The following is a 16,122-nucleotide window of genomic DNA, read 5'->3' on the forward strand; positions in this document are numbered from 1 at the left end:
ATAAGTCATGTTTGGCAAGCATTTTGAACTGAACGAACAGACAATGCACATTGTAAAGGCAATAGGAAGAATGATGCCTGGCGGCTTCTTTATATACAGAGCGAATGAAACTGAGGAGCTGCTTTATGCAAATGCCGCAGTTTTTAGTATTTTTGGCTGCAAGGATATTTCTGAATTCAAAGAACTGACCGGCTATACCTTTCACGGAATGGTACACCCTGATGACAAGGCAGCTGTTTCCGGTTCGATTATTGAACAAATCAAGAAAAATGAGGATAATTTTGACTGTGTTGAGTACCGTATAATCAGGAAAGACGGGGAAATCCGCTGGGTGGATGATTACGGTCATTATACCGAGACAGAAGCATACGGCGGTATATATTATGTGTTTATTTCTGATATAACCAAAAAGCATGAACAGCAGGAACTTGAAAAGCGCCTTGCCTTTCAGGAAAAACTTATTGAGGAGCAGAATCAGCGTGAACAGCAGGATAAGATGATAACTGCACTTGCCTCTGATTACAGAAGCGTTTATCATATCGACCTTGATATGAATGACGGCGTATGTTATCGAGCAGATCCAGAGGATAAGGAGCAGACAGCAGAAGGTGTACACTTTCCATACTATGAACGCTTTAAATGGTATGCTGAGCATTCCGTTGACGAGAATTACCGTGACGGTTTTCTTGAGTTTATTGATCCCGATAATATCAGAAAGGCACTGTCGGAGAATATTATCATTGCATATCGTTATCTTGCACACAGAAACGGTTCTGATTATTATGAGATGATAAGAATGGCAGGAGTGCGCCATGCTGAGGACAGAGATGATCATATAGTCCATGCGATAGGTCTTGGGCTCACCAATATCGACAAGGAAATGCGTGAAACAATGGCAAAAAATCAGGCATTAAGTGAAGCTCTTGAAGCTGCTGAACAGGCGAACAGGGCAAAGACAGCATTTTTATCCAGTATGAGCCATGAGATACGCACACCAATGAATGCCATAATCGGTCTTGACAGCCTTGCGCTGAGAAAGACAAATCTTGACCCTGAAACAAGGGAGTGTTTTGAAAAGATAGGCGAAAGCGCAAGGCATTTGCTGGGACTTATCAATGATATTCTTGATATGAGCCGTATTGAATCGGGAAAAATGATACTCGGGAAAGAGGAATTTTCATTCCGTGCAATGCTTGAACAGATAAATACTATTGTAATGACACAGTGCAGGGATAAGGGGCTGAAATATGAATGCAAGGTTATCGGCGGTATTTCTGATTATTATATCGGTGATGATATGAAGCTGAAGCAGATATTAATCAATATTCTCAGCAATTCTATAAAATTCACAGATGCTCCGGGAAATATTTCGCTTACTGTTGAACGTACTGCGGTTTTTGAAGATAAATCAACAATCAGATTTATTGTCAAGGATACAGGGATAGGAATGGATAAGGCATTTTTACCAAAGGTTTTTGACACCTTTGCACAGGAAGATTCAAGCAGAAATAATAAGTATGGCAGCACAGGGCTTGGAATGGCAATTGCTAAGAATATAGCAGATATTATGAATGGTACTATATCAGTAAAATCAGAAAAGGGCGTTGGTACGGAATTCACCGTTGTTGTAACGCTGAAAAACTGCGAGCGCAGCGGAGCGGAAGATGTATTCATTGATTCAAAAGAAATGCGTGTGCTTGTAGTAGATGATGAGGAAGTAGCCGCCGAACACGCAAAGATAGTGCTTGATGAAGCTGGTATCAAGGCTGATATCTGCCTTGATGGCAGGAGCGCACTGAAAATGCTGGAGGTGCAGCATACAAAGCATGAACCGTATAATCTTGTGCTTCTCGACTGGAAAATGCCGGATATGGACGGCATCGAATGTGCAGAAGAGATACGAAAACTCTACAGAAAAGAAACGACTATTATAATACTTACGTCTTTCAACTGGGACGAGATCATGGACAAGGCAATGTATATCGGAGTTGACAGCTTCCTTGCAAAACCGCTGTTTGCCTCAGATGTAATAAGTGAATTTGAGCGTATTGCTAGAAAAAACAATATGCTCATGCTTCGTGAAATAAAACGTGCAGATCTCAATGGAAAGCATATTCTTCTTGCTGAAGACGTCTTTATTAATGCAGAGATAATGAAAGAACTGCTGAAAATAAAGGGAATGATAACAGACCATGCAGAGAACGGGAAAATTGCTGTTGAAATGTTTTCGGAAAGTCAGGTCGGATATTATGATGCTGTATTGATGGACGTTCGTATGCCGGAAATGGACGGACTTGAAGCTACAGCAGAAATACGTTCACTTGGACGCCCCGACGCTGAAAAAGTACCGATCATTGCTATGACTGCCAATGCCTTTGACGAGGATGTTCAATTATCATTACAGGTCGGAATGAACGCACATTTATCAAAGCCTGTTGAAGCAGAGCGTCTGTATCATACGCTGGAAGAACTGATATGGGATGCAGAACAGACCAACTTACACCTGAGAGGATACAACAATGCAGAAAAATAAAGCAATAGCCGCTTTTATTATAATACTGACAATAATAATGACATTTGCTGTACCGATAAGAGTTTCTGCACAGGAACAACCAAAAACGATACGTGTAGGATACTATGAAAATGAAGTCTTTCAGGAAGGCGCAAAAGATGGCATCGTAAAATCGGGATATGCATATGAATATTACCTTAAACTCTCAGAGTACACTGGCTGGGAATATGAATACGTCTATGGTAGCTTCGGGGATGTATATGATATGCTTCTTGCCGGTGAAGTAGATGTTGTTGCGGGACTTGCATATAAGGAAGAACGGAAAGAGCTTATAGGATATCCTGATCTTCCTATGGGAAGTGAAACGTATAACTTTGTGAAGCATGAGACAGATACTGACATTACTGCTGATCCTCAGACATTTAACGGAAAAAAGATAGGTGTGCTGGACAGTGCAATGGTAGATACGCTGAGAGAATATCTTGACAGTCATGCCATAAAAGCAGAGGTAATGGCATTTTCTGATTATGAGGAGCTTTTTTCCGAATTTGATTCAAAGAATGTTGATATACTGGCGGCTGAAGGTGACGGCGCTTACGGCAGAGACCACGCCGAGGTTCTTTTTCCATTCGGAGACTCAAACTATTATTTGTGTGTAAGCAGATACCGCAGTGACATCCTTTCTGAGCTTGATACAGCACAGAATATGCTTGCGGCTGATGAGCCTGATTATCTTAATTATCTGAATCACAAATACTTTCCTGTAAGCGTTTCGTCAAGAGCTTTTTCAGCTGCTGAAAAAGAATGGATAGATACTCACAGTGAGATAAGGATTGGATATCTGGAAAACTGTCTCCCATACAGTGACACGGGAAAGAGCGGCAGCGTTACAGGTTTAATAAAGGATCTTATCCCTGAAATATTTAATGACCTTGGGCTTAATAAGATCAATGTGACCTATACAGGATATAAAAACTATGATGATATGATAGCTGCTGTGCAAACGGATATGATAGATGCAGCTTTTCCTGTTGGCGGAGGTCTTTACTATTCCGAAGAAAATGGGATATACCAGTCAAGTCCTATAATTTCTACCACGACAGAACTCGTTTACAATAACGGATATGATAACGATACAGTAAGCAGTTTTGCGGTAAACCGAAACAACACGATACAGTACTACTATATCATCACAAATTATCCTGATGCAAAAATCATCAGCTGTGATTCTATTGAAGAATGTCTTGAAGCTGTGCTCTCAGGCAAAGCAGGGGCTACTACACTGGATGGCATGAGGGCTACAGATATTCTGAAAAACAGCAGATTCCGCAATCTTTCACATCGTAACATAAGCAGGAATGATGATCGCTGTATCGGTGTAAAGATCGGAAACGAGGAGCTGCTTAAGCTGATCAATAGGGGAATTGCAGTTGTTGGCAGTGAATATGCTCATAATCGGGCATACAGATATACAGATGAACTGTATAATTATGGCTTTACAGAGGCGTTAAGGGATAATGCAGCCGTGTTCATTGCAATAGCTGGTGTAATAACGGGGCTTGTTATGTTTCTGCTTGTCCGTGATATAAAGCGTTCGAGAAAGGAGCTTGCTATTATAGAAAAGTCAAGACTTGAACTCGAACAGGCGAATAAAGAGCTTGATGAGAACAAGGACGCACTTTCCGATGCGCTGTCGGCGGCAGAACACGCAAACCGTGCAAAGACTGTATTTCTCAATAATATGTCACATGATATACGTACTCCTATGAACGCTATTATAGGATTTACAGCGCTTGCGGATTCGCATATAGACAACAAGGAGAAGGTGCGGGATTATCTTGGCAAGATAAGTGTTTCAAGTCAGCATTTGTTGTCTCTGATAAACGATGTACTGGATATGAGCCGCATAGAAAGCGGCAAGGTGTTGATAAATGCATCTGAAGCACACCTGACAGATGTTATAAATGATATATGTACCATTGTTCATGCCAATATTTCATCTAAACAGCTTAATTTCAATATCGACACAAATGACATCATACATGATGATATCTTTGTCGATAAGCTCAGACTTCAGCAGGTATTGCTGAATATACTTTCTAATGCAGTAAAGTTCACTCCCACAGGCGGAATGATAAGTCTGAAAGTTATAGAGAAACAGCCCGAGGATAATAAAACAGCATGGTTTGAATTTCGTATAAAGGATAACGGTATCGGTATGAGTGAAGAGTTCCGCAATATGATATTCGATGCCTTTACCCGTGAACAGACCAGTACAGTCAGCGGTATTCAGGGAACGGGACTTGGCATGGCTATCACCAAGAAAATAGTAGATATGATGGGAGGAACTATTTCTGTAAACTCCGAGGAAGGGAGCGGAAGTGAATTTATAGTTTATCTGCCTTGCAGGATAGTTGATAAAGTATCAGAAGATGATGGCACAGACAAGAATAAGGGTGATACAGTCAGTATTCATGATATTAAAGGAAAAACGGTTCTTATTGCTGAGGATAATGAAATGAATCAGATGATCGCAAAAGCAATTCTTGAAGAAATGGGCTTGACAGTTGATATTGCCGAAAACGGAGAAAGTGCCGTCAGAAAGATCAAAGAAGCTGATGCAGGATATTATTCTATTGTTCTTATGGATATACAAATGCCCGTTATGGATGGTTATGAAGCCGCAAAAAGGATACGTTCATTAGATGATAACGGAAAAGCTGATATTCCAATAGTTGCTGTAACTGCAAATGCATTTGATGAAGATAAAAAGCTTGCTTTGTCTGCTGGAATGAACGGTCATCTTGCGAAACCGTATGATATAGAACAGATCAGAAAGACGCTTATTGAACTATTGATATGAAGTGTGTTTTATCTTTTGTTGTAAACATCATTGTTCTTAATTTTGATTCTAATCTAAAAAATGGTCTTGAAATTATGCTTTTTTTATGATATAATTTCATTAATCAAATATTTAGAATTAAGTGAAGTTTTGACACTTTTGGGTATAAATCACTTACAGTGGTAGAGCACTCGGCTGTTAACCGAGTTGTCGCCCGTTCGAGCCGGGCAGGGGGAGCCAAATGAGTCGTTTTCATTAAGAAAACGACTTTTTTTATTTTAAGGAGGTAAAAGGATGAAAAGTAGAAAAGCTCTTAAAGTAATTATCGTTGTTTTTGCGGTACTGTTATTTCTTATGATAGTTATATCGCTGTTTCTGGCATATTACTTTAAACCGATCGGCAGTACTCCGGGAAAGGCGCTCAGGGCTGAATATTCCGAAAAAAATGAATATTATCATGACAATCAGTTTCATAATCCTGAGAATACTGCTGATTCAGCACCTGCCCATCCGGTTGCAAAGCTTGAAATGCCTTCAAAAACCGTTGGTGCTGAACATATAAGTGAACTGAAGCGTGCTGAAAAGGGCGAACTTAAGCTTACGTGGCTTGGACACTCTTCCTCGATCGTTCAGCTCGGAGATCAGAATATCCTTCTTGATCCACTCATTGTTCCAGACAGCGGGAAAAGGTTCTCCGCTCTTCCTGATCGAATATCCGAATACCCTCTGGATCCCGATTCGCTGCCTGATATAGACGTTCTCTGCATTTCCCACGATCATCACGATCATCTCGATTTCTACTCGATAAGGGCTATCGATGAGAAAGTTAAGGAATATGTTGTACCGCTCGGTGTGGATGTTACCCTCGAAAGCTGGGGCGTTGACGATTCAAAGATCCACGCTCTTGACTGGTGGGAGGACGTTGAGATAGGTGGAGTTACTTACACTCTTACTCATGCTCAGCATTATTCAGGGAGATTCAGTTTCTTTCTTAATTCCACTTTATGGGGCGGAATTTACATGAAGGATGACTCTCACAGCGTTTATTTCACAGGTGACAGCGGTATGTGCAGTACTTTTGCTCAGATATACGAGAAATTCGGTGAGACTGACCTTATGCTCGCAGACGCAGGTGAGGATATGCCTACATGGTCACATATGTACCCTGATGAAGCTGTAAAGGCTGCACAGGATGTACATGCGGCTTGTCTTGTCCCTGTACATTGGGGCGCTTATGTCTATCGTTCTATTCCGTGGTATCAGCCTGCGGAGGATACTCTTGCAGAGGCAAAGAAACAGGGTATAACAGCTGCGGCACCGCGTATCGGTGAAACTCTCAGCTTTGATGAACTCTCAGGAGCTGATGAACACTGGTGGGATGAGTATAAATGATTCCTTTCCGGTTATATGATGTTAGTTTTCTGCGTATAATCAATTGACTATTGTAGAATATTGTGATATAATGAAAGAATACACGACATTCCCCGAAATAGGATGATTCGGGCAAATTTTATTACCTGATTTTTTCTCAGGATTAAGGAGACAAATATGGGAAAGTATTTTGGTACAGACGGTTTCAGAGGTACTGCAAATGAGAACCTCACAGCAGACCATGCTTTCAGAGTTGGACGATTTCTTGGCTGGTATTACGGCGAGCTCAAAAGACGCAATGGCGACGACAGCGCTCCGCGCATAGTTATTGGTAAGGACACACGCCGTTCAAGCTATATGTTCGAGTATTCACTGGTTGGAGGTCTCACTGCTTCAGGTGCGGATGCTTACCTTCTTCACGTAACTACAACTCCTTCGGTTGCTTATGTTACCCGTGTGGACGGTTTCGACTGCGGTATAATGATTTCCGCAAGCCATAATCCTTACTACGATAACGGTATAAAGCTCATCAACGGCAACGGCGAGAAGATGGAGGATGAGGTCATAACCCTCCTCGAGGCTTACCTGGACGGCGAACTCGATGCATTTGGTCAGAAGTGGCAGGAGCTTCCCTACGCTCACGATGAAAAAATAGGACGTACTGTTGACTATATCGCAGGCAGAAACAGATATGTAGGCTATCTTATCTCTCTCGGAATGTATTCTTTCCGCGGCATGAAGATAGGTCTGGACTGCGCTAACGGTGCTTCATGGAATATTGCTAAGGCTGTATTCGATGCTCTCGGCGCTGAGACTCACGTTATCAATGCAGAGCCTAACGGTACTAATATAAACAACAATGCAGGTTCTACCCACATAGAAGTGCTTCAGAAGTACGTTGTAGAGAACGGTCTTGATGCAGGCTTCGCTTATGACGGCGATGCAGACAGATGCCTCTGTGTGGACGAAAAGGGCAATATCATCACAGGTGACCACATACTCTACATATACGGTCGCTACATGAAGGAACGCGGCAAGCTTATAAATAACACTGTAGTTGCTACTATAATGTCCAATTTCGGACTTTTCAGAGCCTTTGACGAACTCGGTATCAACTACGCTAAAACTGCCGTAGGTGATAAATACGTATACGAATACATGAAGGAGAACGGCTGTATCCTCGGCGGTGAGCAGTCGGGACACATTATCTTCTCGAAGTATGCTTCAACAGGTGACGGTATTCTTACAAGCCTTAAGATGATGCAGGTCATCATGTCCAAGAAGCAGAAATTCAGCGAACTTGCTGCTCCTCTCATCGTATATCCTCAGGTACTTGAAAACGTCAGAGTCAAGGATAAGTCCGCAGCGCAGGCTGATCCCGACGTACAGAAGGCTGTATCTGCTGCTGCTGAAAAGCTCGGCGATACAGGACGTATTCTTGTGCGTGAAAGCGGTACAGAGCCAGTCGTACGTGTAATGGTCGAGGCTGAGAACGAAGATATCTGCCGTGAACTGGTAAACAGCGTTGTCAGCGTCATAAAGGAAAAAGGACATACAGTCTGATATGATATATAATAACGGACTTTCAGCTTGTGCGGAAGTCCGTTTTTCGTAATTATTATCAAAAATTCGGGACGAACAATCTCTGTTTTTGCCGAAATACAGGAAATTTTTTAATTCACACCAAAATCATTGACTTTGTACCGAAAAAGTGATATCATTATATAGTGACGGCTTGTACATACTGCCGTCTTACTAAACTATAAAACAAAGGATCGGGAGGTCAAAATGGCAGTTTCAAATGAACGTAATCTCAATATTACGCTGAAAAATGAAGAGAAAGATCAGGACGAAGTAGTTATATCCATTTCAGCCATTCTGAAAAAGCTTAAGAAATATTTCACTATATGGCTCGTTGCAGCTGTATTCTTTTTCGTTGCTTCTTTCGGATTTGCTACTCTTACCACTCATGTTAAAAAACCGGAGCTTACTGCTCTTGTAAGCTTCTCTTACTCAGGTATTGAAAAGGGTAAGGACCCCGCAGGCAGAAAGTTCGATATCAATTCTATAAAGAACCCTAATGTTATCGAAAGAGCTCTTACAGATCTTGATCTGTCACTTGAGCACGTTGAGGATATCAGAAAGGGTATCAAGTTCAAGGGCATCATCCCTAAGGACGCTATGGACAGGATCACTGTTTATAAGAGCGTTTACGAGACAGCTAGCAGCGGTAATCTTCAGGCTGCTGAGGAAATGCTGGATGTTACTTACTATCCTACACAGTATGAGGTTTATTTCGATTACAACGATACAGAACTCAGTTCCTCTCAGGCACTTGATGTATTCAATACCATGCTTGAAGAATACCAGAACTACTTCTACGAGACATACGGCTATAACGAATCTCTCGGAAGCGCTGTAAAGGCTATCGACTATACCGAGTATGACTACCCCGAGGCTCTCGATGTTCTCAGCAACAGCCTTTCAACACTCAGAAAGTATGTTAAGTCTCTTGACAGCGAGGACGCTACAAGATTCCGTTCATCCGAGACAGGATACACATTCGATGATATCTATCAGGCTATAAGAACTCTCCAGAGTGTTGATGTTGACAGAATTTCATCCTATATCTCACTCAACAATGTAACAAAGGATAAGGAAGAAGCTATTTCATACTGCGAATACCGTCTTAAGGCACTTGCTCGTGAAAAGGCAGAGCTTGAAGAGCAGATCAAGGTATATGACGATTCTATCAAGCAGTACGAAAAGGATCAGGTCGTTATTATCGGAAATCAGGACGTAAATGTTGACAGCACTATCACTCAGGCTTCAGCACAGTACGATAAGATGATAAACCAGAAGAACAACGCTGCAACTGATCTTGCAGAGACAAAGAAAAGTATCAACTACTATAACGACAGAAAAGATGCTCTTAAGGGCAATACAACCGCTACGGACGCTCAGAAGGCTGAGGTAGACAGCAGACTTTCAAAGCTCAGCGATAAGGTAAATGAGCTTGTTGATATCGTTTCAAAGACAGCTGATGACTACTATCAGAACGTAACTTTCAGAAATGCTTATAACATCCTTGTTCCTGCATCTGATTCAGTAGTCGGAAGACTCGGAAGAATCATTGACAATGCAAAGCTTCCGTTAATTCTCCTTGAAGGACTTGCAGTAATGATCTACTTCGCAGTAGCATTCATTGAGGCTATCGTAGGCGAAACAAGAAAGAGAAAAGGACTTGTTGAAGGAACTTCCGGCTCTGAGGACGATACAGATGAAGAGTCTGATGATCTTGCAGAGGCTATTGAAGAGATAGCTGACGAGATCGAGGAAGAAGCTGACGTTAAGAAGACTGACAACAAGAACAAAAAGAAGAAATAAAGTATTAATGGGGATGCCTTTGAAGAGGCATCCCCTGATTTCTTTTTATGCCTTTACTTTAAATTTTAAGCCTGACATGGCACTTCAGTAAAACTAATGATTAAGAGATACTGTGAGTGAGTGCCATGTCAGGCTTAAAATTTGGGGCAAAAAGTCTTTGGAAAAGGGGTTCGGGGGTGACTCCCCGCAGTGCGGGGAGATGTCCGAAGGACAGAGGGGACCGCCTCCGTAAGAGGAGAACCTTTCCTCAGAAAGGTTTTCCCCTGATAATGGTTGTATTTACTTCTGATAGTATACCAGTGTGAAGAGCACGTTTTCGCCCTCTTCGTCATATATCTTTATGTCTGTTCCTGCGGGTGAAGGTTCACCGTCGTCAACTCTTACAACTGCATATCTCTTCATTACATCCTCGGGTTGATCGCCGAAAGCTTCAAAGAGATCGTCCTTGCGGAAGTATCCGCCGCCGTCATAGAACAGGCAGTTGTATATAAGGTCGGGCAGTTTATCATAGTTTTCGCGTACTATTGCCCCATTGCAGCTGCCGTAGGTCTCGCCGTGGCTGTTTGTATTTATCTCCGGCTCTGTGAAGTATTCATCAGTGCGGTGTATCTCAAGATCCTTTTCGGGTACGGGTTCAGCATCGGCATCGAAGCGGATATCCTTTGTTACCATCCATTCGATGAGCTCTCCGTCAGTGTCGAAGGTCTGCATTTTAAGAAGGCATCCTGTAGCCTTGTCAACTACGAATGTAAAGTTGCTGAGACCTCTGTAAGGGATAAGTCCTGCTGAGATACGTGGATGTGTACCCTCGAGAACTACGCAGTCTCTTCCTGCATACTCAAAGGACTCGTTTGTTATATCCCATGTTGAGAAGTCGTAGAGAAAATCTACAGCAGTGTAACCCGGTTCAAGCAGATTGAACGCTGCTCTTGTGTTGGAGCATATACCTCTTAATTGAACATCGCCGTTTTCAAAGTATGCGATAGTGGGAGTGTAATAATCCGCATCGCTTGGTATATCGATGCTGTTCATATAGTCGATGACTGTCTGAGGATCGAGCTGATCGCTTGTACGGTGCTGAGCCTGATTTTCTTCCGCAGTTGCGATACGTGCAATATTTGAATCATGGGCCATTTCAAGCTCGTTAGTGCCGTCGCAGTAAACATCGAATACGCCGAGATACTGATCCATTTCGCCTTCAAGGGGCTGATCGTTTGCAACATCGTGGTAATCGTTGTAGATGTTGTAGCGTGTAAGAACGTCCAGTGACTTTCCTGTAGTAAGGTCAACGTTGAATGCGGACTCTGTACAGAGGTCGTTACGTGCTGTATCGCTTTGTATCATGACGCCTGATGCATAGTCGTAGTAATCGATGCTGTTGAGCATCTTGCCGAATACGCCCATCTGTGTTGACATATCGAAGTCCTGGATAACTGCTTCTTCTGCAGGTTCTTCCTCAGTTTCTTCTGTAGCTTCCTGAACTTCGGAAGTTTCGGTTGATTCTTCAGTTTCAATTTCGCTGAATGTGCGGTCGGGATTCATATTGTTCCTGATGAGGTAGTGACCTCCGCCGATACCGCCGATGAGTACAGCAAGTGCAGCTGCAATGCCGATATATCTCATGATGCCGTGTCCGTGATGAACTTCAACACCTGTTACCTTGTCCGCAAAATCGTTTCCGCTCTTTTCTGCTGCAACTCTGTCCTGTATGCGTTTATAAAGCTCATCCTTCTTTGCTTCGCTGAAAACAGGGTGAGCATCGGATATGCGCTGAGCGTCCTCGTTATCAGAGTGTGAGAACAGTTCGTTTATTTTATTTTCACCTTTCATAGTTATCCTCCTTAAAGTGTTACACCAAGCTCTTCGAGAGACTTTTTCAGCTTTTTAAGGGAACGGCTAAGCCGCATCCTTACTGCCGCAGGAGTCATTCCCACGGTCTTTGCTATCTCTATGGAGCTCATGTCGAAGAAAAATTTGTGGATGATGATAGTTGAATCTGGTTTGCCGAGTCCCTCGACCTTGTCAAGGAGAAGTCGGAAGGTCTGTGACTTCTCGGCGGATTCCTCTATCGAGTCCGAGTTATCGGGGATATCGTTTGTTTCTTCATCACCGACTGTATAGAATTCGGCAGCTGTCAGCGAGCGTTTGAGGTTTATTGCCTTGTTCCTTGCAACAGCGCCTATGTATGAGCGGAGCGAGCCTTTCGCGTATGTATCGTAGTGGAGTATGACATCTGCGAAGGTATCAACGATACAATCCTCAGCGTCCTTAGCGCAGCCTGTTCCGCCGAGAGTACGGTGGATGATAGTAAATGCGTATCCGTGGTACTGCTCAAAGAGCTGCCGGAAGCCGTCATCGGGGTTGCTGCGGATGAGGTTTTTAAGTTCGTTTTCTGTCATTACGCTCCTCCTTTCTTTCATGTAAAGCGAAGTCTGCAGATCGTTTTCATTTATATATACAATCGGGTGGGGGAAAGTGCAACACTTTTTTTATATTAAGCTATTAGCTTTTAGCCGTTAGCCTTTAGCTTGTGGTATCGCCTGCGGTGATGAATCTGAATGTAGGGACGACGCCCCACTAAAACTATTTGTAATAATTCACATGATAATTACATTCATTGCAACTTTTTTGTAAATTATTAGCTTATCATATTGTTTTTTTATCATCGTTTGATATAATTAAATTGGAATCATTTGGAATCATTCTCTAACTGTGAGTATTTTACTAAAACCAAAAGGAGGATAAAAATGGGATTATCAGCTAAAAGGTTAGGAAAATTATTTGGTTTGAATTCACAAGAAATGAATGTTTATCTCAAAGAAGAAGGCTATCTTAAAGGTGAGCCAGGAAACTATTCTCTAACCAAAAAAGGTGAGAAATATGCTACTAAAAAAGAAAAAGATAATGGATATGGTGGTCATGCTGCGCGTCATTGGAGTTGGACTGAATGGGCTGAAGAAATAGTTGAAAAAATCAATATTGATTCAAAAAGAAGAGCGGAAATAGAACAACATACATCGGAACAAAGAAAAGAGCGACGTATAAAAAAAGACAGGGAATACGAAGAATATATGAACAAAATGAATAGTCAAAAGCAAGAGACACCTCAGTTAGATATTCTTTCAAAAATAATAAAAATCTTTAAAAAATGATTAATGATAAATAACGAGATTATAAATTGATGTCTGTATCGTAATTTTTACCAAATTAAAATATTAAGGCTACAAGGGCGCACAGTGTGCGCCCCTACTGCTTTCTGTGCGGACTGCCAAAGGCAGCCCCTACAAGCCAAAGGCTAACAGCTTTACGTATTAAAAAAGTGGCGCTCCTTGAAGAAGCGCCGCTGCAATTATTCCTGTGAGATTATTTCCTTGTAGAACTCTGCGTAGTCCTTTCTGCCCTGCTTTGTGAACTCGATCGCGGTTCTTGGATGCTGGTTCAGAAGACCTGTCATGAGGTACTGGAAATCGTAACCCCATACCGCGCCTGCCGCACGTACTTCGGGGATGTACTTCTCGATGAACTGGATAACAGGGTATACGTTGTACTTGGGGTTCTTAAGGAAGCCGAGAAGAAGCTCCATAGCGCAGTTTCCTGCACCTCTTCCCATACCTGCGTATGTAGCGTCGAGCCAGTCTACACCGTCGCCTACAGCCTCTATAGTGTTAGCGAAAGCGAGCTTCTGGTTATCGTGAGCATGCATACCGAGCTTCTTGCCGTATTTATCAGCTATCTCGCCGTAGAGTGCAGCGATACGTGCTATCTGTTCGGGGTAGAGGGAGCCGAAGCTGTCAACGATGTAGAAAACGTCAACAGGTGACTTGCCGAGGATATCAAGTGCAACACTGATATCGCTCTCCTGAGCTGTAGATATAGCCATGATATTGCAGCTTACCTCATAGCCCTTCTTCTTGGCATCCTCTATCATATCAACTGCTGTAGGTATCTGGTGGATGTAAGTTGCAACACGGATAAGGTCCACGGGACTCTCTGAGCGGTCGTGGATATCCTCCTTGTAGTTGCAGCGTCCAACGTCCGCCATAACGCCTATCTTAAGGTCTGTATTGTTCTCGCCAACGATAGAGCGGATATACTCGTCATCGCAGAACTTGCATGGTCCGAACTTTGATTCATCGAACATTTCTTTATCAGCCTTATAGCCGAACTCCATGTAGTCCACACCCGAACGCAGATTAGCGTTGTAGAGTGCCTTAACGAATTCATCGGTGAAGCGGAACTCGTTTACGAGACCTCCGTCACGGAGAGTTGCGTCTATAACCTTTATGTCAGGACGGTAATCCATAAGCTTTGATAACTCCTTCATATTAAAAACGATCCTTTCTTTGATTTCACACTTTACGCTGTAACGCTTTAAAGTGAATTTGTATTGACTGTATTATACCACAAATATATTCACTTGTCAAATGGTTTTCACTATTTTTCAAATATTTATCTTAAAGTTTCCTCTTTATTGTTTAATTGCTTAGAAGCTTTTTCTTCTGTTTCTTTTTTGTCGGCTTTTATATCAGTAAATTTGATATAAGCTTTATTGTCTGTGTATACTAATTCAATTTGACTATTATTTATAATTTGATTATACTGGGCTAGTCCTTTGGTTATGCGTTCAAAAGGTTTTAAATCGTTGCATTCTTTTATTAACGATTCTGCTTGTTGCACTACAGCATTTTTTGCTTTGGTTTTAGCATCATCTGACTTTTCATTAATTGCATCAGTAATTGTATAACCTAAAGTGAAACTGCCAAAAAAGGCTTTTGTTACACCACCGGTTACTACTTTTCCTATATCTTTAATCAGTTCATTTGCCTTATATGCTTTTGCATCATTTAAAAATTCTTTAAAATCTGAGTCAAGCATTTTTACGCTACTGTTATAATTATTGACCTGACCTATAATATCGCTTTTTATTGATGAAAGATATTTTTGATCAGTATTACCAGATATAAGCATTTCAAGGTAATATGCTAATGAATAGGTTGCGGTAACATATTTGTAGCAAAGAATAAGATTACCCAAGTCGTTTATTGCAGGAGGAATATCTTTTTTCTCCCCCTTTTTCTTTAATCGTAGAAACGCTTCTTTTTTGATTTGAAAAGATGTTGAATAGAAATTGATGTTAGATAAGCTATCTATACGTATTTGTTGTAACATTTGAATAGTAGCTTGCTTTAAGTAATCATTAGATTGAATAGAACTATAATCTCTAATAACTTGCTGTAAATATTTTTCGTTTGCCCAAACCTTACTGGTTTTTTCCATTTCAAGAAATTGCCTTATTTCGTCGATTTTTTTATCTAATAAAGACAGTTTACTATTTATTTCTGAAAGAAAGTATTGTCCAGTAATTGTCGACATAGCGGAGAAAATAGTGTTTGCTATCAATGGAGCTGAAGAAGCCGCTTTCCATAATGCACTGCCTTTAATATTATTATTTGTTCCAAATTCAACAATATTACCTCTAACAAATCCGTTTCCTTCTTTAGCTTGTTGCAGGACGCCGAGTCCTTTATCAAAGTAAACACGATAAGTTCCGTGGTGACTTAGTTCATGAAGAGCGAGTCCTGGAATTTGATTAAAAAGCATATTTATTTGTTCAAAATTTGATGAAGAAATTTCTGTGTAACCAGAAATTGATAGTGAATCAGGTGGGATCTCACTTTTATCATATAGACTACGTATTCCGTAAGTGTTTAATAAGTAGTTGTCTATTTCTTCATTGGAATTGTACTGATCTTTTTTCTTTAAAACCATTTTTTCACTCCTTTATAAAAAATTATCCATGTTTGTTATACATGAAGTTCTCTTTATACATACTATTTTCTGATTTCTTCACGGGCGCTCGGAAAGCGCCCCTACACGCTAAAGGCTAATGGCTAATACGGGCGCACACTGTGCGCCCCTACTGCTTTCTGCTTTCTGAAAACTAAAGGGGCGATGTGGGTGACTCCCCACAGTGTGGGGTAACTCCCTACAGTGTAGGGAGATGTCAGCG

10 protein-coding genes are annotated in these 16,122 nt (G+C 41.5%); 6 read left to right on the forward strand and 4 right to left on the reverse strand.

Features of this window, described 5'->3' with window-relative positions; genetic code table 11:
• Nucleotides 1-7: 7 nt before the first annotated feature.
• The 5 genes from BT127_RS10765 to BT127_RS10790 all read left to right on the forward strand — a co-directional run bounded on the left by BT127_RS10765 (nt 8) and on the right by BT127_RS10790 (nt 10,112).
• Entirely contained in the window at nt 8-2,533 is a 2,526-nt protein-coding gene (locus tag BT127_RS10765; protein ID WP_075425006.1) for a response regulator, read from the forward strand.
• The gene (locus tag BT127_RS10770) at nt 2,520-5,375 is read left to right on the forward strand and encodes an ATP-binding protein (RefSeq protein ID WP_075425007.1); all 2,856 of its coding nucleotides are present in this window, start codon (nt 2,520-2,522) and stop codon (nt 5,373-5,375) included. The genes BT127_RS10765 and BT127_RS10770 overlap by 14 nt, the downstream gene beginning before the upstream one ends.
• A 273-nt stretch (nt 5,376-5,648) precedes the next feature.
• On the forward strand, nt 5,649-6,746 hold the full coding sequence (locus tag BT127_RS10780; protein WP_075425008.1) for an MBL fold metallo-hydrolase: 1,098 nt from the start codon (nt 5,649-5,651) through the stop codon (nt 6,744-6,746).
• Nucleotides 6,747-6,902: 156 nt separating this feature from the next.
• Nucleotides 6,903-8,288: a phosphoglucosamine mutase gene (gene glmM / locus BT127_RS10785; protein WP_075425009.1), complete on the forward strand. Its 1,386-nt coding sequence runs from the start codon at nt 6,903-6,905 to the stop codon at nt 8,286-8,288.
• Nucleotides 8,289-8,513: 225 nt separating this feature from the next.
• Nucleotides 8,514-10,112, forward strand: a complete 1,599-nt coding sequence (locus BT127_RS10790) for a lipopolysaccharide biosynthesis protein (protein ID WP_075425010.1) — start codon at nt 8,514-8,516, stop codon at nt 10,110-10,112.
• Nucleotides 10,113-10,391: 279 nt separating this feature from the next.
• Here BT127_RS10790 and BT127_RS10795 read toward each other — a convergent pair whose 3' ends face one another.
• Entirely contained in the window at nt 10,392-11,942 is a 1,551-nt protein-coding gene (locus BT127_RS10795; protein ID WP_075425011.1) for a LolA-like protein, read from the reverse strand.
• Between the two features lie 11 nt (nt 11,943-11,953).
• The gene (locus BT127_RS10800) at nt 11,954-12,511 is read right to left on the reverse strand and encodes an RNA polymerase sigma factor (RefSeq protein ID WP_075425012.1); all 558 of its coding nucleotides are present in this window, start codon (nt 12,509-12,511) and stop codon (nt 11,954-11,956) included.
• 348 nt (nt 12,512-12,859) lie between these two features.
• Between BT127_RS10800 and BT127_RS10805 the strand changes: the two genes are divergently transcribed.
• On the forward strand, nt 12,860-13,264 hold the full coding sequence (locus BT127_RS10805; protein ID WP_075425013.1) for a hypothetical protein: 405 nt from the start codon (nt 12,860-12,862) through the stop codon (nt 13,262-13,264).
• A 197-nt stretch (nt 13,265-13,461) separates the two neighbouring features.
• On the opposite strand, the gene BT127_RS10810 is transcribed toward BT127_RS10805, so the two are convergent.
• Both BT127_RS10810 and BT127_RS10815 read right to left on the reverse strand, forming a co-directional pair.
• Nucleotides 13,462-14,436 (reverse strand): aldolase catalytic domain-containing protein, encoded by a 975-nt coding sequence (locus BT127_RS10810; RefSeq protein WP_075425014.1) that lies wholly within the window; start codon nt 14,434-14,436, stop codon nt 13,462-13,464.
• A gap of 125 nt (nt 14,437-14,561) precedes the next feature.
• Entirely contained in the window at nt 14,562-15,881 is a 1,320-nt protein-coding gene (locus BT127_RS10815) for a hypothetical protein (RefSeq protein ID WP_075425015.1), read from the reverse strand.
• Nucleotides 15,882-16,122 lie beyond the last annotated feature (241 nt).

Origin of the sequence: Ruminococcus sp. XPD3002, from assembly GCA_900119535.1 — a bacterium.
In the GTDB taxonomy this organism is placed as follows: domain Bacteria; phylum Bacillota; class Clostridia; order Oscillospirales; family Ruminococcaceae; genus Ruminococcus; species Ruminococcus flavefaciens_H.

Excerpts from the sequence above, each read along its gene's own strand:
- BT127_RS10800 (WP_075425012.1), bottom strand. The coding sequence starts at position 12,511 with ATGACAGAAAACGAACTTAAAAACCTCATCCGCAGCAACCCCGATGAC.
- BT127_RS10765 (WP_075425006.1), top strand. The coding sequence starts at position 8 with ATGTTTGGCAAGCATTTTGAACTGAACGAACAGACAATGCACATTGTA.
- BT127_RS10805 (WP_075425013.1), top strand. The coding sequence starts at position 12,860 with ATGGGATTATCAGCTAAAAGGTTAGGAAAATTATTTGGTTTGAATTCA.
- glmM (WP_075425009.1), top strand. The coding sequence starts at position 6,903 with ATGGGAAAGTATTTTGGTACAGACGGTTTCAGAGGTACTGCAAATGAG.
- BT127_RS10810 (WP_075425014.1), bottom strand. The coding sequence starts at position 14,436 with ATGAAGGAGTTATCAAAGCTTATGGATTACCGTCCTGACATAAAGGTT.
- BT127_RS10790 (WP_075425010.1), top strand. The coding sequence starts at position 8,514 with ATGGCAGTTTCAAATGAACGTAATCTCAATATTACGCTGAAAAATGAA.
- BT127_RS10795 (WP_075425011.1), bottom strand. The coding sequence starts at position 11,942 with ATGAAAGGTGAAAATAAAATAAACGAACTGTTCTCACACTCTGATAAC.
- BT127_RS10780 (WP_075425008.1), top strand. The coding sequence starts at position 5,649 with ATGAAAAGTAGAAAAGCTCTTAAAGTAATTATCGTTGTTTTTGCGGTA.
- BT127_RS10770 (WP_075425007.1), top strand. The coding sequence starts at position 2,520 with ATGCAGAAAAATAAAGCAATAGCCGCTTTTATTATAATACTGACAATA.
- BT127_RS10815 (WP_075425015.1), bottom strand. The coding sequence starts at position 15,881 with ATGGTTTTAAAGAAAAAAGATCAGTACAATTCCAATGAAGAAATAGAC.